The organism is Streptomyces sp. NPDC048338, from assembly GCF_043201055.1.
In the GTDB taxonomy this organism is placed as follows: Bacteria; Actinomycetota; Actinomycetes; order Streptomycetales; family Streptomycetaceae; genus Streptomyces.
Genome location: NZ_JBICYQ010000007.1, coordinates 30,260 through 48,255 on the forward strand (window position 1 = coordinate 30,260; position 17,996 = coordinate 48,255).

Sequence of the window (17,996 nt, forward strand, 5' to 3'; positions counted from 1 at the left end):
CACCCACCCGGGTTTATAGATCGTCCGGCACGGCAGACCACGGATGACCGTCAGGGGAAGCCCCCTGCGGCCGTCCCGCGCGAACGAAGTCGCCGTACTCATCCTGGACGACGTTCTCGTTGACCCACCGACCGCGATCGGCTCCGGAGCGCTGTTCGGCAGCGATCAGCGCGGTCAGCGGGTCCTCAGCCATGCCCAGGAGCCGACCGAACTCGTCGTCCTCGTCATCGGGATCCAACGGCGGAAACTCACCCAGGTCCAGGAAGCTCGCGCTGCCGACGTCCTCGACCGTATGGAGATAGACCTCGTAGGACGTCTTCGCCGGGCGAACCTCTACATAGCGCACTCCCGGACGCTCTGACGAGCCGCACGGCCCGAGAAACGGCTCGACCGGACGGCCCCGCCGCAAGGACCCAAGGATGAACGACTCCGCCAAGTACCGCATCGGGCCACCCTACGGCGCACCAACCGCCTCCATGGCTTGACGATCAATAGGAGCATCAACGCGTCCCCCACACGAGGGATACGCCTGTCACCCACACGAGATCAATCCCCCGGCGGGTGACAGACGGCGTACCACCCACACGCAGCCGGTGCTGCCCACCCCACCGGGCAAGAACCCGGCCATCCGTACGGAACCGCAGACACAACAAGGGCCGCCACCCAAGACAGTGACAGCCCTCAGCGCCATGACTGCATGGCTTTGTTCACCGGTTTCGACAGCAGTTGTCCAGTGCTTCGGGAGGCACCCGGGCCGCGTCGTGTTCGACGTTCACGAGAAGCGACAGCACGCGCGCACGCCGATGAGGCAGTTGCCGCCCAAGGCAGACCCGACGAGCTACTGGATGCTCCAGCGGTGCCGATGGTCGGGATCGGTGGGACAAGCGAAGACGTTGAGCTCGCCAGAGCGGCCCACGGTGACCTCGGTGGGGGTTGCGGACCGAACGGCGGGCAGGTCTCGGTCCTAGGGCGTGTCGTCAAACGTCACGCCCACATCAGGAGCGATGCGAGGGAGACGACTGCCTGGTAGGACTCGGCGGTCTTGTCGTGACGGGTTGCAATGCCTCGCCACTGCTTGAGGCGGTTGAAGCAGCGTTCCACCACGTTGCGCCGCTTGTAGAGCTCCTTGTCGAAGGCTGGCGGGCGACCGCCAAGGCTGCCGCGCCGGACCCGGTGGCGGGCCTGGTCGGCCCGCTCGGGGATGGTGTGGCCGATGCCGCGCTGCCGCAGCCAGGTGCGGATGGCTCTGGAGCTGTAGCCCTTGTCACCCAAGACGTGTGCGGGCCGCACTCTTGGCCGTCCCGGACCTATGCGAGGCACCCGTATCGATGCCATCACATCGGTGAACTGGGTGCAATCGTTGGTGTTGCCGCCCGTGACGGTGAACGCGAGCGGGCGGCCCAAGGCGTCGCAAGCGAGATGAAGACCGCCGCGGGAACGTCCAAGACCACTACGGAGCACCCCTTTTCGGACTCCCGCAGCGTGCTGGTGGGCGCGAACGATGGTGGAGTCGACCGACACCAACCAGTCGATCTCACCGGCGGCGTCCGCCCGCGCCTGCGCTGCCCGGAGCATCCGCTCGAAGGTGCCGTTCTTGGCCCATCGGCGGAAGCGGGTGTGCAGCGTGGCCCAGGAACCGAACCTCTCCGGCACATCCCGCCAAGCAGTGCCCGTCCGGAACTACCAGACAATCCCGTTAAGGACCGTCCGGTCATCCAGCCGCTTCCTCCCTCGTTCCGACCGAGGCAACAGGGGACGGACGAACTCTCACTCGGAGTCCGACAGTTCGTGGCGACAGATCACCCAACAGTGATCCACTCACCGATATCGCATATGTCGCGCCCCCCGCCTCCGGCAGTAGCGGATTCGCCGGCTGCGATCCCTGCCCGGCGAGATAGAGCTTCATGGCGCACTGGTCTTCGGCCTCGACGAACACCTGCTGCCCCCAATGCGCACTGAGACGGTGCGCTACATCGACCAGTCGGCGGCGTTCCTCCGGCGAGTATGCGGGGAACCGGACCCAGCCTCGTTCGGCGATGACGTTGCCGAGATCGCTGAACAACACCGCCCGAGCGCGGTGCTCTTCCTCCTCCGTCAGCGGCGTGAGTCCGCCTTCTGCGGGCTGCACCCGGACGTTGTACAGGTCTCGGATCACTGGCTTCTCGCAATTCGTCTGGGCTGTTTCCGGAGAGACTATCGGCGCAGGCAGTGGCCACAGCAGCGGGAATATCAAAGCGCCTCCCCTCGCCGGGGTGCCTCGCCTAGCGTCCTACGGCACCGGCTGTGCACGGGGTCTCCCTGAGGTCACTTTGACGACAGCTCCTAGCGGACGGCCGTCGGCTCGGCCGTCGGGTGCCACTCGCGCCGGAGGAGGCCGAAGACCCAGGAGTCGGAGACGTCGCCGTCGACGACGCAGTCCTCGCGGAGGGTGCCTTCGCGGACGAAGCCGAGCTTCTCCAGGACCCGGGCGGACGCCACGTTGCGGGTGTCGGTCTCGGCCTGGACGCGGTTCAGGTCCAGGGTGTCGAACGCCCACCGCAGGACGGCGTGCGCGGTCTCCGTGGCGTAGCCGTGGCCCCACGCGGCGGCGTCGAAGACGTAGCCCAAAGACGCGCTGCGGAAGTCCGGGTTCCAGCTGGTCAGGCCGCACCAGCCGATGAAGACGCCGTCGGAGACGCGGTCGACGGCCACCCGCGCTCCCGTGCCTTCCTCCTGGATCGTCCGGCAGGTCTCGATGAAGCGCTGGGCGCGGGCCGGTTCGGTCCACGGCGGGGAGTCCCAGTAACGCAGCACGTGGCCGCTGCTGTGCAGCGCGTAGAGCGACGCCGCGTCGGCGTCGGTGAACGGCCGCAGTCGCAGGCGGGCGGTGTGCAACTCGGGGGTGGGCAAGGTCATGCGGAGCATCCTGCCGCGTCGCGATCGGCCTCGACCATCCGTTTATCCGGACGGTTAGGGGCGCCTACGTCCCCGGATACGCCGGATGCGCCGGATGGGCGGTGAGCCCGCAGTACCGTGCCGGCACGACGAGCAAACGGCAGCCGGCAGCGTTCCTGCGGCTGCCACCGCTTGTTCACCTCGCGCTCCAGACGCGCGGCGAGATCCGGGCGCGGCTTCTTGGCCTGGCCCGCCACATACCGCTCGACCTGACGCTGGGACACACCAAGCAGATCGGCCACCCCTCTGCTGTCGACGGATCCGCTGTTCATCGACAAGGTCCGCGACGTCGTCGGCCTCTATCTCGACCCGCCAGAGAAGGCTCATGTCCTCTGCGTGGACGAAAAGTCGCAGATCCAAGCGTTGGACCGGTCCCAGCCCGTTCTGCCGATGAAGCCCGGCGTTCCCGAACGCCGCAGCCACGACTACGTCCGCGCCGGCACCACCACCTTGTTCGCGGCGTTGGAGGTCGCCACTGGCAAAGTCATCGACTCCCTGCACCGCCGCCACCGGGCAGCGGAGTTCAAGAAGTTCCTGACCAAGCTCGACAGACAAGTCCCTTCCGAGCTGCATGTGCATCTGATCCTGGACAACGACGCGACCCACAAGACGCCTGACATCAAGCGGTGGCTGCTGGCCCACCCGGTGTTCCACCTGCACTTCACACCGACATGCGCGTCCTGGCTGAACCTGGTCGAGCGGTGGTTCGCCGAGCTCACGCAGAAGAAGCTCAAGGGCGGCGTCCACCGCTCCGTCCAGGCCCTGGAACGCGACATCCGCACCTGGCTCGCCGACTGGAACAACCAACCCAGGCCCTTCGTCTGGACGAAGACCGCCGACGAGATCCTCGACAGAGTCGCCGCATACCGCCGACGGATCTCTGACTCAGATCACCGGACGCCTCCGATGCGGCACTGTGCCGCTGGCACCACTCTGCCGATCGTGGCGGCGAGTGTGGCTCCAAGGATGCTGACGCCGACCAGGGTCAGCCAGATCGCGGCTGCCCCGATGGACAGCAACCCGGAAAGCGCCGCCGGAGCGACCGCTCCTGCCACAGTCACGGCGAGCTGATTGAGGGCCAGATACCGGCCGCGGAGAATGTCTGGGGCACTCTCCGCGGCGACAGTCGATGTGATGGGGCCGCCGAGGATTTCACCGAAGGTGTAGCTGCCTGCTCCGAGCAACATGACGCCGACCGCGAGGGCGAGCGCAGCCACATGGTCGGCGGCGAGGAACAGGAGGTAGCCGGCCGCAAAGCCGGCGTGTCCGGCGACGAGGACGCGGCTGCGGACCCGCCCGATGAGCCGACCGACGACGATGTCTTGGCCGAAGCCGACCATCAGGGTGTTGAGCACGAAGATCGCGCCGGCAGTCCAGCCAGGCAGTCCCAGCACGTCCACGGCGTAGACCGGTATCGCGATGTTGAGGGCGAACAAGGAGATCGCGAAGCACAGTTGATGCACGACCAGTGAGAGGTACCGCCGGTCCCGGAGCACGCGCCCCCAGCCTCCAGCAGCGTCCTGGCCCGCCTCGGGACGGCTGTTGGGCACGGCCCGCGTCAGAACGAAGGCGGTGACATAGGACAGGGCGTTGACGACCACGATCGCGGCATAGACGCCGTGAGCACCGAAGCTGACGGCCACGGCGCAGAGGAGGCCGCCGAGTGCGTAGCCGAGATTGCGCACAGATCCCAGAAGACTGAACCAACGCTCGCTTTGACCGGGCGCGGCCAGCGCCGTGACGGTCACGCCGTAGCAGCTGGAGGACACCGCCCGCCCGGCACTGTTAAGCCAGGCGCAAATAGTTATCTGCCATGTCTGGTCCGCGAGGAGATACCCGGCGAAGCCGAGCGCCTGGGCCAGGTTTGCCGCTTGCAGTACCGGCTTGGCGCCGTACCGGTCGACGAGTCCTCCGACCAGAGGGCCCGCCGGGAGCGCCAGCAGCCCGGCCGTCGTCAGCGCCGCGCCCACCTGCACCAGCGTCAGTGATGTTGTGGCCAGAAAATACAGCATCGAAACAGGGACGAAGACGCCGGTTCCGATCGAGTCGATGACAATCGCTGCGACGAAACGGCCGTGCCGAGCTATCGAGGGACGGACCGCGTAATCGGGAATAGACACGACCCGAAGGTATAGATTCTATACTGGTATCTACAACGATACCGGGAGTCGTGCATGGGTAACGCCTACAACGTCATGGCCGCGACCTGCCCCAGTCGCACCGTTCTGCATCGGATCGGGGCGCGCTGGACGGTGTTCATCGTCAACGCGCTGGACAACGGGCCGAAGCGATTCACCGAGCTCAAGGCGCACATCCGGGGGATCACACCGAAGGCGCTCACCGAGACGCTTCGCGCGATGGAGTACGACGGTCTCATCTCTCGCACGGAGATTCCCGCGAATCCCCCGCATGTCGAGTACGCCCTTACCGACCTCGGTCGGTCACTGCTGGCACCCCTACGTGCCGTCCGGGAATGGGCCGAGAGCCACGTCCCCGACATCGAACGCGCCCGCGCACAAGCCGATGCGCAGCGGTAACCCCGCTGGGCCGCATTGCGCTACTCGACCTCCTCGCGGGCCGGGCGGAGCTGCTGCATGAACGTTCCCCCCTCAGAGAGGAGGCCGACCGAGGCCCTACCGTGCAGGGGGCGGCGGCCATCGATGCTGTGCCTGCCGGCGAGGCCAGTCCAGAATATTGCCGTGCCCGAAGACGAACAGAGCGGCATAGAACCGCGTTCACTCTTGACGTGCGCGACAGAGGCGGCCGGGCGCTGGGCATCGAAGTCGTCGGGTGAAGCGGAACGACCAGGCCCGCCGCCTCGCTCGTGCCGTGCGTAATCCCCTGCTTTGACGCGCAAGTCCGCCGGAGGAACTGTTCGCCCCGTTGATGGCTGCAGCCGTACACGACCCGGATGACGAGCAGAGCAGGACGAGGAAGGAGTCCTGCGGCAGGGCGTTCACCGGTACCCCGCGCGTCGAGTGCAGTCCCGTGGACGTCGAGGCGGCCCGCCCTGGTCCAGCAGGAGGCGGGTTTCGAGGCCGTCACCGACGAGTTCGTGGAGTTCCTCGGGATGTACGGCGAGATGGCGGTCTTCCGGCCATCGCGTGTCACCGGGGACGAGACGTCGCTGACGATCTCGGTTGAGGAGGCCGCGAAGGCGTTCGCGCCGAACGTACGACACTTCGAGAAGCGTCTCGGCATGTCCGCCCTACCGGGGCAGCGCCTTCTCGACCGAGGAGATTGTTCTCCTCGCAGAGAACGGTGGCATCGTCCTCGGTGGTGACCCAGGAGTTCAGCGGGTCCCGCACGGATTCGAGGAAGCCGTGTAGGCCCCCTTCTCCTAAGGGCTGTCCCGTAATCCGCGGTGGGTCGGCGCACGGCGTCGGATGCGGTGCATCGCCAGGCGGAGGGTCGTCCTCATACTGGGCGTATTCGGGCGATCCGACAACGCCGCGAGGTGCCGTAGCCGACGTCGTGCGCCCGCCGGGGATTACGGGACAGCCCTTAGGCCGTGTCCGGCGGGCCGCGCAATCGCGTGGGCGTCAACGAAGCAGTGCGGCGATGATGTGCGGGTGTTCTACGAAGATCTCAGCGAGTACGAGGGAGTCGGGCTTCTACGGTCTCTGGTATCGCCGGACGTACACCCGCCTGCTGAACGTCGGCTGGCTGGAAGCCGGCAAGCCACACTCGACATGGACGGTCCCCACGGCGTTCGTGGAGAAGCTGAAGGCTCTCCAGGAGGTCCAGCGGATGAACGTCTGCCTCGGGGTACACGAGTGCGACCTGTGTCCTGCGGAAAAGGCTCCGGAAGGGAACGGGGAGGTACGGATCCCAGGCGAGCCCGGCATCTCCTGTCCCGCTCCGTTCCTGATCACGCACTATGTCACCGCCCACGGCTACCGACCGCCGCTGGTCTTCATCGACGCCGTTCTCGCAGTCGACCTCGACGCCTGGGCCGCCACAAGATGGCCCGACGTCCCCTTTCCCTGGGTTCCGGGCGACGCGGAACGCATGTCGGAGTAGAGGCAGGCCCAGCTCACCTCCGCAGCCTGAGAACACAAGCACAGTCACTCTGTGTTCATAGCACCCGACCGACGGCGCACCGAACGGATCATCGAACCGCTGCTGGCGGCGCGGCTGATACCTCGTGGAGCGTCAAGGCAAACAAGGGCCCGTCTGGCTCGACGCCGTCCGACAGGACGACCTCCCCAGCCTCCACACCCTCGCTCAGCTTCCGTGATGTGCACACGTTGAGTGACGCCTTGCGCTGCGTGGTCTTCTGTCGCGCCGGGAGGGATCGTGAGTCGCATTGGTGCGTTGACAAGGCGGACATGGCCGGACTGGGCTGTCTTCGCCTTCATGGTCGTAGCCGCGAGCAGGTGTAAGAGCCCCATCCTGATCGTCTTCTTGGCGATCGCCACGCTTGCTGTGGCAGCCGTCTGTGTACGCAAGACCTGGCAAATGACTCGACTGGCCGACAGTGAGGCCTCGCTTTCTGCGAGCGAGGCGAGAGCGCAACACAGAAGTTGGGCCAGAGCCACTACTCGTCAACAAAACCACCAGGCTGCGTCCGTTTCAAGTGAGAGCACATACTGATGGGTTCCGGCATCTTTCGTCCGCGGAGAGTGCAGGGATACCAGTGAGAAGCGGCTCTGGTCCACCTTCCGTGGAAGCCCACGGAAAGTGATGCTAGTGGCGTGTGGTGGGATGGCCGAACTATGCCGTTGATCTGCTGGGAGACCATCGTGACGTCTTCGTATCCGTCCCTGACTCGCGCCTTGGCCGAGGCGTTGGTCGATGTCCTGTGGTTCATCGACGGCAGCGAAGACGAGCAGATGGATCAGGACGACGCGGTCAAGGTGACGGAGGGTGTCGTGCACGTGGTCAGCACGCTGTCGAGTGATCAGCAGCAGGAGCTGACCGCCCTGCTCGGGGAGATGGCAGCTGCCGAGACCAACCCCGCTCGCCGTGAGTTTCTGGAGGAGTTTCCAGAGGGCTTCTGGCTCATCGACGATCTGTCCTGAAGGACTTCAGTTTGCCGCGCAAGGCCGGCACCAAACCGTGCTGCGGCGGTTGATCCTCCACCCAGACTCGTCGCCACGAACTCGACGATGTTGGATAGGCGGCATGGTGAGACGCAAGAAGGAGAAGAGGAAGCGACCCGCCTGGGGCGTTCCGGAGGGGATCTTCCTGTTTGCGACGCCGGAGGGGTGGCGCACCAGCGTCCTCACCGAAAGCGGAAATCTCTGCGGGCGGCTGGACGTGCCGATCAATACCGACCCGCAAGACGCGCGGGCCGCGGCAGGGGTGATGGTGACGGAACTCGCGCGCGACTTCCACGGCACCGACGTGAAGGTGAGCTGGGATCCGCCCCAGAAGCCTTGGTCATGGACCGCCCAAGTCACCCCCGCCGCCGAGAACGAACCACCTTCGCCGGACGCCGAAGGCTGAACGGCAAGCTCAGGAGTAGAGCAGGACGCGCTTGCGGAGGAGTTCGAAGCCTGCTCGGCCGAACATCTGGCGCTTCAGCATCTTGATCCGGTTGACATGGTCTTCGACGACTCCGGAGTTCCACGGCTGCGAGCGCCCTGCGGTGACGGCGTCGATGTCGCGTTCCAGGTTCCGGGCGAATCGCTGGAGGCTGGGCAGGTCGGCGGCGGTTGCCGCTTCGATCCATGCCGGCAGTTGGTGGCCATGCAGCTGGGTGAGCATGTGCGCGAAGGAGCGCACGTGCCCGGCAAGTGCGTCCAGTTCAGGGCAGTGGGCCAGCACGGCCTTGAGCTGGAGCCGGTCGCTCTCGGCCAGGGCGTCGGGGTGGGTGAGGATCCAGCGGGTGACGGCGCGGGCGGTTGGCGGGCGGAGGCCGACCAGCTGGGCCTTGCCGCGTAGGTTCGGCTGACGTAGGGGCGGACGTTGCCGTAGCCGTCCGGGTAGCCCCTGTGCCCTGATCTCCTCCCACAGTTTCCAGGCGTTGGTGCAGCCTTCCTGCCATCGCTGGTCGAGGTGGGGCTTGTAGGCGTCGAGCTTGGTGGGGCGGCTTTGCCACTGTCCGGTGAACAGTTACTCCGGCTCGGTGGCGCGGGAGAAGCGGAGGACGGTGTTGAGGCCCGTGCCGAGCTGCCGGGCGATGGACCGCTTGCTGTGACCGGCGGCCAGCAGGGCGTGGACGGTGGCGTGCTTGGCGCGAGTGCGTTCGGCGAACCGGTGGCCCGTTGGCCACGGCGAGGACGCGGGCGACTCCGACACCTGGTCGGTGACGCAGGTGCAGGTCGCAGGCAGGCGGCACGGTGCCGGTAGACGCACTTCTCGGCGGCTTCGCCGAGGTTGTGCCAGAGGTGCCACCGGTCGGCGACCTGGAGGGCTTGCGGGGCGCCGCGGGTGGCGCCCTCGGCGTAGAAGTGGGCCCGGTCCCGGCAGATGATCTCGATCCCGGGTCGCTCGGACAGCCAGGCCGCGAGGGTGTCCGCTTCCCGGTCCGGCAGGAGGTCCACGGGCCGGGGTGTCTCGACGTCGACGAGTACGGTTAGGATCCGGCCCTTGCGCTGAGCGTATTCGTCGACGCCGAGCACGCGGGGAGTAGCGGTGGGCGGATCCGGCAGCGAGGTGATCAGCCTCAGCAGGGTGTTTCGACTGGCGACTCGTCAGGGGTGTAGAGCACGCAGTTCCCATGCTCTGCGGCGTGGTCCATGAGGAATTGGTGGCCCCGCGCTGGATCGCTCCCTGCCAGCGGGAGGCCGGCCAGGAAGACCTTTGGACCGGCGACGGCATCCAGCGCGACATGCAAGCCTGCCCGCGTCGTAGAACGCCTTCACCCCGTCCGGGAAATCTTCCTGCTCGTACACCAAAGCGGCCCAGATCGAAGAGGACCTCGGACGGGGCATCGGCATCGGCGTCATCCTCACCAAAACCACTCCGGAACCGGCCGCTCGGCGCACCCCCCGGCGCTACACATCGACAGAAGGTAGTTCGACCAGGAGCCCGGGCGGGCCAGCAGTGACTCGCCGCCACCAACGGGCCTACGTCGTATCCCTCGATCAGCACCCGTCGATCCTGTCATCAGCCACCGGCACGGCCCGACCTTGAATCGGCAAGAGGGGACCGCCCAGTTTCAGGAAGAAGCTCTTAGATGATGTTGTGCGAGAAGAGTCCGTGGGGGCAGTTGGCGCACTTACCGTCATCGCCGCTCTCCCACCCCTCGCATGCGACGCAGATCAGGCAGTTGATGGTGTCCAGGCCGGTCACCAGCCCCGCGCTCTCCAGGCGGGACCGGGCCCTTTTGTGCACCTCATCCAATTGACGCTGAAACTGCTCCAGGTCGTCCGCGTTCTCCTTGAGCGCCCGCTTCTGAGCTTCGGTCAGGTCGGTGTTGAGACCCACTGTCCTGCCTCCCTTAGCAAGAGGATTTCTCCGTCCCATCCCATTTTCGTCCGGGCGGGGCGGGCGGGCATCCGGGACGATATTCGATCGCGGTCAACTATTTCCTCGATAAACGAAGAAGAATCAACGACGTCCGTCCAGCGGTTCGCGACGGCCGGCTGCCGACAGGCCCACCGCCCGCCGCACAGAACCCCGTACAGCGCAGGGCTGTCACATCCGGCAGGCCGCCAGCAGGGCGATCGAGGGTGTGGCTGGGGTCAGACCAGTTCGGGGTCCAGGCGGGCGGTCGAGTCGATGTGTGGGGCTACGGTCTCGCTGCTCGTCTCCCCGGCGCCCATGAGGTAGCGCTCTTCCGCCTCCTGGCTGAAGGTGGCGGGCAGGTGGACGGGGCGCCGGAAAGTACTGGGCACAGATGCAGGCCGTAATGGAGCCGGCGCGGGAGCTGCGGAGACAGCGAACGCCGACAAGACGGGGGCGTTCGGGTCGGAGGCGTACGCGCTGATCGACACCATGGCTTAGGGGATCGTCGTGGGGAAGGACGTACGCGGCACGTCCCCGACGACGAATCGCCCGGATGTCCTGGGCTCTGCGCTCAAGCTCTCGAGGTGGCCCGACGCCCACCCGACCTCGTAGCCGGCAAGTGACGTGCACAGGGGGCCCCGTACGGCACGTATGGGGCCCCTGTGGCGTTCACGGGGCCCAAGACGTATGTTCCCGAGGGGCCCCGGTCCTCATGCGGAAGGATCACGACCGCGGCGGCCAGAACGAGGGGCGCCGTGGGGCCGACCGTGATGGCGGCCGGTCAGTGGCCCCCGGGTCTACCGGTAGTGGTCGGTCCACATCTGGTTGTAGCCGCCGTTCTCCTGCCAGGTGACCATGCGGGCGCCCTGCTGGGTGGTTCCCCCGGGCGCGTCGACGACGCGAACCTTGTTCTCGGGTGCCTCGGCGTGGGGGTTGTAGATGTAGACCATTCCCTCACCGGAGGGAGCGGTTCCCATGGGGTAGTAGTCCCAGTCCTGCGACCAGTTGTTGTCGCAGTACCACATGACGAGCGGCGTGCCGTAGCCGCCGTTCGCACCATCGATGGACAGGCACAGGTCGCTCGCCCTGTTCTTCAGGACCTTCGTGCCGTTGGCGTTGCTGCTCCAGTACCAGTTCTGGTTCGCACCCTCGTGACAGCGGTACTGGATCACCCACGAGCCGGGAGCGGTCCCCGCGGCGTCGAGGCACTGTCCGGTCTTGACGTTGCGGAACCACACGCTGATGCCGGCGGCCGAGGCGCTGCCCGCGAATCCCAGCTGGGCGGCCGTCAGGGCTGCGGCCATCGACAGGCCGGCAACGAGTCTCCGTGCCTTGCGTGACGTCAGATTGATCTTCAATGTTCCCCCAGAGAAGTCAGAAAAGCGCAGGTCGCAAGCAGCTCCCTGCGCAGTGTGATGATCATATACGGGTGCACTTCGCCGTTCGGGCAGAGCGCGTGATCGGGAAGGAACGCCCTGGGCGAGGCTGCTCCACTCGTCCGGGACGTCTGGGGTGTCGACGCCGTCGTGGAGCACCCGCGACCTGGACGAGAAGCCGAAGCGGTACTGCGTGCCTGGACGCAGGGGCCGGACCGGTATGCCGCCGCGTCAAGGCACCGTCAGCACCAGCGTGTGTGGCGGCAGATGTGCCAGCCGTCGCCGGAGCCGCCCGTACCGCCGGGGATTCCGGTCGGGTACAGCCTCGTGCGGTTCCGGTCACGGGGGTAGGGGTCGAGGTGGTCCGGGTCGCCGTCGTCGTCGCGGTCCGGCAGGTAGGCGTCCCTGCCCCGGTCCGAAGCAGGGCAGCCGTGGTCGGGCGAGGAGAGCGCGAGGCTCACGACATACACCTCGTCGGTGAGGGGGCCGCCGCTCGCCGGGTCCTGGCGGCACACGTGCCAGTCGTCGTACTCGCCCTCACGAGGGAGCGTGTCGTTGAGGTACGCGGCCTCAGCGTGCACATCGTCCTCGGGTACGCCTGCAGCCGTCACCTTCGGCACCGCGGCGCGCCAGGTCAGCCCCAGGACGTCGGGCATCTTCTTCCACGGCACCGTCTTGCCCTCCGCCTCGGGGCACGGTTCCTCCCGGCGTACGACACCGAAGTCCACGATCGGCTCCCCGGACGATCCGCCAGGCACCTGGAAGCAGACCTTCCACAGCGAACGCGCCGTCACCTCCCGCTTCTGGTCCGAGGCGTCGTGGTAGATGACTGTGAAGCCCTTCCTCCGCGACTTCGGGAAGGCCACATCAAGGGAGTCGCCCGTGAAGTCGGGCACCGTGGGCATCGTGGCCTCCGGCGTCGCCCGCGAGGCGGCGGGGAAGCGGCTCGGGCGCGTGGGCGGCTTCGCGGCCCCGGCGTTCGCCGCCTGGGCCGGGGTATCGGCGGGCTGCTCGGGGAGCACCGCCCCGAAGAGGGCCATCGCCGCGACCGAGGCGACGACCCTGCCCGACCTGGGCCAGGGGTTGCGCCACCACAAGAGGATCAGCGCGACGAGGAGCGCCACCCCGCCGAGCCGGTCGTTCACCAGCCCCAGCAGGGGGACGGCGGCAATGGCTCCCACCCGTGCCGCGCCCGTCTGCCACCAGGAGCCGGGTGCGGAGGAAGGGGGAGGCGAGGACTCATGGCTCTGGGGGCCGGACATGGTGGCACGGAGCCTTTCCATCCATAGGTGCGAAGCTGACCGCCCGCATCGTACGCAGAAGGTGGAAGCAGCCCTTCCGGGTGGTGCTCCTGTTGCGTCGTGGCGAACAGGGCTGGTGACGGTTCTGTGGCGGTACCGGCGGGTTTGCCTGAGCGGGCGCTCCCGGAACAGCCTCCGCGGCCGGTGGCCTGGGATTGTCAGACACCCCCCAGACCTGAGGCATGTACGGCCCGCCCGGTCGACGTGCGAAGGGCTCCCGGGCGGGCTCCGCTCTCAGCGTGCAGGCAACTGACGGTGTTCGCACCCCAGCGCGAGATCTCCCGTCGGGACAGGCCGAACGGAATGCGGGCCCCGTGTCGAGATGTTCCGCCTTGCTGCGCTGACACATCACCACTTGCTTCACGGACAGCGTGGCCTCGGCCGGCCACAGGGAAGGCGTGTGCCAGAACGTCCGCCGGCTTGGACCGTGCCCGTGCGAGTTGCGGTACTCGTCGATCCAGCTCAAGGCCCGTTCTCGCCACCCAGGAGCGTGAGTGAGTTGGGCGGCCCGTTCCTGGACGCTCCTGCTGCCGTGCCAATACCGTTGCTCATTCTCGGGGCCGAGGGCTTTCATCGTCCCGGACGAACTCGTCGACTCTTCCCGGTACTTCAACCCTCATGACAGCCACGGCGCCAGGCGGCCACCCTGCCGGGCACCGACCCACCCTCCGTGACCACACCCACAGGGCACCTGCCGCAGTTCCGATCATGACGTGGACCTGGTCCGTTGTCCGCCGTCCGGGGTGGTGTGGCCGCCGGCGGTGAAGATGCGGTCGAGATGGTGGCGGAGTACGGCGATGGCTGACTCTGGTGACCGTTGGCCCACCAGGATGCTGGTGCCCATGGTCGCGGTCATGGCGAGCAGGCTGATGGCCTCGGTGCGTGCGTCGGCGCCGGGATCGGCCAGGCCGGCCGCCTGGGCTCCTTCGATCAGGCCGGTGAGGGCGTTCTCGGCCGCGTCGGGGTTGTCGATGAAGGGCTGGGCGGCGAGTGCTCCGTCGGTCACGGAAAGGATCGAGTAGGAGCTGTACAGGAGGTGGAAGGTCCGGCTCTCCTGGTCGGTCGGCAGGGAGGCCAGCAGCAGCGCCTCGATCGTCACACGCTGGCCCGGATCCGGACCGGCGGCGGCCAGTCGGGCGCCCACGCGGGCGGTGAAGCGGTCGGTCAAGTGCTGGAGTCCGTAGAAGAGCAGCTTCTCTTTGGTCTCGAAGTAGTACTGCACCAGCCGGAGGGATACGCCGGCCTCGGCGGCCACGTCGCGCATGCCGACGGCGTGCAGCCCTCGCCGCCCGGCGACTTGGATGAGCGCTTCGGCGATCTGGGTGCGCCGTTCCTCGTGGTCCACGCGTTTTGGCATCAGTGCTGTCTCCGGCCGTGGGTGGGGTGGTTCATGGGCTCGCAGTCCGGCTCGGTCCGAACATTTTCATGGTACCGCCGTACCAACAATATGGTACGTTCGTATCACGAAGACCTGATCTTCCTGGAGGTGCCCTGTGCCCGAGAACACGACCCGAGTACGCCGCGACATCGGCCGCTACGTGAGCGACGAGCTGCGCGACCACTACTTCGCCACCTGCGACGTCCTCTACGCGAAGGGCGCGCCCGCCCGCTCCGAGACGGACGTCCGGACGAGCTTCGGCACCACGCACGTCTACCGGTACGACCCCGCCGACCCGGCGGCCACGTCACGCACGCCGGTGGTCCTGATACACGGCTCGGGAGGCTGCTCCGCCCAGTGGTACCCCAACACCCGTGCCCTCAGTGCCGAGCGTCCCGTCTACGCCCTCGACACTCCCGGCGACCCTGGCCGGAGCGTCCAGTGCGAACCGATGTGGCAGCCCGAGCGCGCGGCGCAGTGGATGGACGAGGCCCTCGATGCGCTGGGGCTCGACAAGGTCCACCTCGTCGGCTCGTCGTACGGCGGCTGGCTGGTCATCAACCAGGCCCACCTTCGGCCTGGGCGGCTCGCCTCGGTCACCGCCCTAGACCCGGGCGGTCTGGAGAAGGTCGGTCTGCGCTTCTTCGTATGGATCTTCGCCAGCCTCTTCGCCACCTACGCCCCCAAGGCGTGGCGCCCCCGCCTCGCCAAGTGGCTGGAGCAGCCGGTGATCGTCGTCCCTGAGCTCCGCGCGATGATCCAGGCCAGTGTGAAGGCCTTTCGGATCCGCCGCCCCGCCCCGCTGCCGCTGTCGGACGCGGAACTGGGCTCCATCCGGACGCCGTTCTACCTGATCATGGGCAAGCGCAGCCTGCTCGTACGTCCCAAGCGGCAGCTGGAACGCGTACCGCGCCTACTCCCCGGCGCCCGCGCCGAGATCGTCGCCGCGACCGGCCACGGCCCGCAGATCGACCACCCCGACCTGGTGAACGCCCGGATGCTGAGCTTCATGGAGGACATCGACTCCCTCGATGCTGCGGCGGCACGGGGCGCCACGGACGCGTAGCCGCGAGGGCCGCAGACGCGAACCGTCCAACCGTGCGTGGGGGAAGTACGACGGGCACCGCGCCCTGATCTGAACCCCGGCCGGACCAGGCGGCCGATCCTGATGTAGACCCGGCGTGGATCGCTGATCCAGGGCCGGTTCCCCGACCTCGTCGCGGCCATCTGAGCAGTAGCTGCCGGACAGCCTGGTCCTGGACGGTGGGCATGTCGTTCAAGGTTCGGCGTCGAACGGCGTCTCGAACGTGACTGGCGCTCCGCGGTTTGCGGGTCTACGACCTTCGCCGGCGCGCATGAAGATGTGAAGGTGTTGATCATGGCCATGGATTCAGCGATCGTGCGACAGCGTGTGGAGGATCTGGATGCGGCAGTGCCCTTCTACGAGAAGTTGACTGGAAGCAGCGCATCGCGGTTCACCTTCGCCGGGATCACCCTGGCCAGCGTCGGCCCCTTCCTCCTCTTTGCCGGGCCTGATGAGGCGGTGCAGCGCGTCGCGGGCGTGACGGCGACGCTCACCGTCGCCGACCTGGACGCCGCAGTAGAGGAGGCGGAGGCGGGAGGAGCCGAAATCGTGATGCCCATCCACCCCACCCCGAACGGCCGCCGTGCGGTACTGCGGCACCCGTACGGCGGCGTGTTCGAATACGTCGGCCCCTGAACTCCGTTCCGCGCGTCGTCTCACCCCACGACGTGTCTGGGTTTCGTGCCCTGCTCGTGGTCGCTGGGGCACGAGTACGGTTCACCGGTTTGAGGACTCTGCCGACCTTCTTCAGCAACCTCTCGTTGTTCACGTCGACCGACAGCACCGCGATGTCCGCGACCGACGGAAACAACATCTCTACCAGCGCAGAACGGCCCGCTCCGCCCCCGCTGCGCCGACGCCCGCCCCCTGCAAGACGGGATAGGGCCCACGGGCATGAGCCGAGCCCCCACGGCCGCCGCCAAGGTCACCGACATACCGCCGGCGGTGCGTTCCGGCTCCGGGATGGCGGGAGCGCCGTACGCGGGTCCCGGCTGCCCTCACGTCGCTCCTCACAGCAACCTCCAGGCTCTGTCGTCACATGGCACGCCCACATCAGAAGTGAGGCCGGGCAACGACTTCGTAGGACTGGGCGGTCCAGGCCCTCGCCGATGGGTCGCGGCTCGCTCGGGCATAACGGAAGTGATGCGGCGATGATGCGTGGGTGTTCTACGGCTCGCCCGAACCCTCCATACGACCGGTGTCGTCGAAAGATCTGTCGGCCGGACCGTGCCGGTGATCGTCCACGAACTGGAGTACTACGAGGCGATCGCCCGGCAGACCGATGCCGCCAACCCGCCCGGTCTCGCCGACGAGTTCGCCTCATGGGTCCGCCACGGCTGAGGCATTCGCACAGTTCCAATACCCGACTCCCGTTGGGGATCTACCCTGCCGAGGGCATCGAGGTCCATCGCGACTTCACAACCCGCCGCAGGGCCATCTTGCCCGGCGATGAGTATCGAGCCCTCAGCAAGGAGGAGTGGACGCCTTCCTCCCGGACTTCGAGGAAGCAAGGTCCTCCATCGGCACCTACGTTCGTGGCTTTTCAAGCCCTTGCGTTCCTGAACACGCTTGCATTCGTTGCTCGCTCGTCTGGCCGGACCCGGCACGGCCGGTTGGAGGAGATCCGCGACAACCTCGTCGCCCTCATCGCCGGAGTCGAACACGAGGGCCGGCTCGGTGGGGTCGAAGGACTCCGGGTCACCTTGGCCGGCGCCGAAGACAAGCTTGCGCAGGTCGACGCACCCGCCGAGAGAAGGTGGGCTGCGATCCACCTCGGGATGTGGGCTTCAGCCCGTTCGGAGGAACCGCTGGGACGCCGAGACCAGCGTCATGAGCGAAGCCCGAGGCGAGCGAAGGCGAAGATCAAAAGGGAACCGACAGCCCGGCCTCGCGGAGCTGGGACAGGGCTGCGGACATGCATTGCTGCACACTCGTCCCATCAGCACGCATGCCATGCGCCAAGGGACCCCCACTGGCAGCGAACGTCCACGCCGGCGCGTTGTCGGCCGCTCTCTCGGCGTCCACTCTGATCATGGCGTTCACGCCCTGCTCACCCAGCCATTCCAGGATGAGGAGTGTCACGTCCTCGATGCCACCGTCCTGGTCGATCTTTGGCCAGCGGCCCTTGTTTCCTGTCATCGCCCAGACTGTACCGAGGGGTCCGAGGTAGTCGGCGTGCAGCGGCCAGGTCGGGAGGGTCAGCGCCTGGTTCCATTCTGGCGAAGAGTTCGGCGCACTCGCCGGCGAAAGAACAGAGCTGGTCCACGACCTGCCGGTACTGCGGCGCCACGGCCTTCAACGATGCCCGAGTCGAAAGGGCCAGACCTGGATGCGGCGTCGAGGTCGTGCAGGTCCTCGAGGAGGTTTGCGGGCCAGGGCGCGAATCATCGGATGTTCGGCGTTCTCGGCTCTGTCGATCCAGCCGGGCAATCATCGCCTCCGTGCAGCCGGTCCATGAGTATGGCGAACTCCCGGACGTGAGCGACGGCGTCCTCCCACTCCGGACCTGCAAAGACCCGCCTGAT

At 67.1% G+C, this 17,996-nt stretch carries 17 protein-coding genes and 4 pseudogenes; 7 read left to right on the plus strand and 14 right to left on the minus strand.

Features of this window, described 5'->3' with window-relative positions; translation table 11 throughout:
• Positions 1–13 precede the first annotated feature (13 nt).
• The 4 genes and pseudogenes from ACGFZF_RS17570 to ACGFZF_RS17585 all read right to left on the minus strand — a co-directional run.
• Positions 14–346 carry a hypothetical protein gene (locus tag ACGFZF_RS17570; protein WP_393554992.1) on the minus strand — a complete coding sequence of 111 codons (333 nt, stop codon included), beginning with the start codon at positions 344–346 and terminating at the stop codon, positions 14–16.
• A 638-nt stretch (positions 347–984) separates the two neighbouring features.
• Positions 985–1,752, minus strand: a pseudogene (locus tag ACGFZF_RS17575) (IS5 family transposase).
• Between the two features lie 570 nt (positions 1,753–2,322).
• A complete protein-coding gene (locus tag ACGFZF_RS17580; RefSeq protein ID WP_393554994.1) occupies positions 2,323–2,895 on the minus strand; it encodes a GNAT family N-acetyltransferase in 573 nt (190 codons plus the stop codon).
• A gap of 148 nt (positions 2,896–3,043) precedes the next feature.
• Positions 3,044–3,185 (minus strand): annotated as a pseudogene (locus ACGFZF_RS17585) (XRE family transcriptional regulator); the annotation flags it as partial.
• On the opposite strand from ACGFZF_RS17585, the pseudogene ACGFZF_RS17590 reads away from it, so the two are divergent.
• Positions 3,184–3,828 (plus strand): annotated as a pseudogene (locus tag ACGFZF_RS17590) (IS630 family transposase); the annotation flags it as partial. The pseudogenes ACGFZF_RS17585 and ACGFZF_RS17590 overlap by 2 nt on opposite strands.
• Here ACGFZF_RS17590 and ACGFZF_RS17595 read toward each other — a convergent pair.
• Complete coding sequence (locus ACGFZF_RS17595; protein ID WP_393555613.1) at positions 3,825–4,946, minus strand: MFS transporter; 1,122 nt, start codon at positions 4,944–4,946, stop codon at positions 3,825–3,827. The pseudogene ACGFZF_RS17590 and the gene ACGFZF_RS17595 sit on opposite strands and share 4 nt — an antisense overlap.
• Before the next feature lie 162 nt (positions 4,947–5,108).
• Between ACGFZF_RS17595 and ACGFZF_RS17600 the strand changes: the two genes are divergently transcribed.
• The 4 genes from ACGFZF_RS17600 (at position 5,109) to ACGFZF_RS17615 (ending at position 8,385) form a co-directional block, all read left to right on the plus strand.
• On the plus strand, positions 5,109–5,471 hold the full coding sequence (locus ACGFZF_RS17600) for a winged helix-turn-helix transcriptional regulator (protein ID WP_393554996.1): 363 nt from the start codon (positions 5,109–5,111) through the stop codon (positions 5,469–5,471).
• A gap of 1,024 nt (positions 5,472–6,495) precedes the next feature.
• A complete protein-coding gene (locus ACGFZF_RS17605) occupies positions 6,496–6,957 on the plus strand; it encodes a hypothetical protein (RefSeq protein ID WP_393554998.1) in 462 nt (153 codons plus the stop codon).
• A gap of 722 nt (positions 6,958–7,679) precedes the next feature.
• Entirely contained in the window at positions 7,680–7,958 is a 279-nt protein-coding gene (locus tag ACGFZF_RS17610; protein ID WP_393555000.1) for a hypothetical protein, read from the plus strand.
• Positions 7,959–8,061: 103 nt separating this feature from the next.
• Entirely contained in the window at positions 8,062–8,385 is a 324-nt protein-coding gene (locus ACGFZF_RS17615) for a hypothetical protein (RefSeq protein WP_393555002.1), read from the plus strand.
• A 9-nt stretch (positions 8,386–8,394) separates the two neighbouring features.
• Here ACGFZF_RS17615 and ACGFZF_RS17620 read toward each other — a convergent pair whose 3' ends face one another.
• The 8 genes and pseudogenes from ACGFZF_RS17620 to ACGFZF_RS17655 all read right to left on the minus strand — a co-directional run bounded on the left by ACGFZF_RS17620 (position 8,395) and on the right by ACGFZF_RS17655 (position 14,366).
• Positions 8,395–8,706 (minus strand): transposase, encoded by a 312-nt coding sequence (locus tag ACGFZF_RS17620; RefSeq protein WP_393555004.1) that lies wholly within the window; start codon positions 8,704–8,706, stop codon positions 8,395–8,397.
• Positions 8,707–8,994: 288 nt separating this feature from the next.
• The gene (locus tag ACGFZF_RS17625; protein ID WP_393555006.1) at positions 8,995–9,180 is read right to left on the minus strand and encodes a helix-turn-helix domain-containing protein; all 186 of its coding nucleotides are present in this window, start codon (positions 9,178–9,180) and stop codon (positions 8,995–8,997) included.
• Between the two features lie 98 nt (positions 9,181–9,278).
• A pseudogene (locus ACGFZF_RS17630) lies at positions 9,279–9,503 on the minus strand (transposase); the annotation flags it as partial.
• A 553-nt stretch (positions 9,504–10,056) separates the two neighbouring features.
• Complete coding sequence (locus ACGFZF_RS17635; RefSeq protein ID WP_393555008.1) at positions 10,057–10,311, minus strand: hypothetical protein; 255 nt, start codon at positions 10,309–10,311, stop codon at positions 10,057–10,059.
• 257 nt (positions 10,312–10,568) lie between these two features.
• On the minus strand, positions 10,569–10,721 hold the full coding sequence (locus ACGFZF_RS17640; RefSeq protein WP_393555010.1) for a hypothetical protein: 153 nt from the start codon (positions 10,719–10,721) through the stop codon (positions 10,569–10,571).
• Between the two features lie 408 nt (positions 10,722–11,129).
• Positions 11,130–11,636 carry an RICIN domain-containing protein gene (locus ACGFZF_RS17645; RefSeq protein WP_393555012.1) on the minus strand — a complete coding sequence of 169 codons (507 nt, stop codon included), beginning with the start codon at positions 11,634–11,636 and terminating at the stop codon, positions 11,130–11,132.
• Positions 11,637–11,950: 314 nt separating this feature from the next.
• A complete protein-coding gene (locus ACGFZF_RS17650) occupies positions 11,951–12,970 on the minus strand; it encodes a hypothetical protein (RefSeq protein ID WP_393555014.1) in 1,020 nt (339 codons plus the stop codon).
• A 745-nt stretch (positions 12,971–13,715) separates the two neighbouring features.
• The gene (locus tag ACGFZF_RS17655; RefSeq protein WP_393555016.1) at positions 13,716–14,366 is read right to left on the minus strand and encodes a TetR/AcrR family transcriptional regulator; all 651 of its coding nucleotides are present in this window, start codon (positions 14,364–14,366) and stop codon (positions 13,716–13,718) included.
• 136 nt (positions 14,367–14,502) lie between these two features.
• Between ACGFZF_RS17655 and ACGFZF_RS17660 the strand changes: the two genes are divergently transcribed.
• Both ACGFZF_RS17660 and ACGFZF_RS17665 read left to right on the plus strand, forming a co-directional pair.
• Positions 14,503–15,453 (plus strand): alpha/beta fold hydrolase, encoded by a 951-nt coding sequence (locus ACGFZF_RS17660; RefSeq protein ID WP_393555018.1) that lies wholly within the window; start codon positions 14,503–14,505, stop codon positions 15,451–15,453.
• A 312-nt stretch (positions 15,454–15,765) separates the two neighbouring features.
• On the plus strand, positions 15,766–16,107 hold the full coding sequence (locus ACGFZF_RS17665) for a VOC family protein (RefSeq protein WP_393555020.1): 342 nt from the start codon (positions 15,766–15,768) through the stop codon (positions 16,105–16,107).
• A 1,227-nt stretch (positions 16,108–17,334) separates the two neighbouring features.
• Here ACGFZF_RS17665 and ACGFZF_RS17670 read toward each other — a convergent pair.
• Positions 17,335–17,610: a hypothetical protein gene (locus ACGFZF_RS17670; protein WP_393555022.1), complete on the minus strand. Its 276-nt coding sequence runs from the start codon at positions 17,608–17,610 to the stop codon at positions 17,335–17,337.
• Between the last annotated feature and the right edge of the window lie 386 nt (positions 17,611–17,996).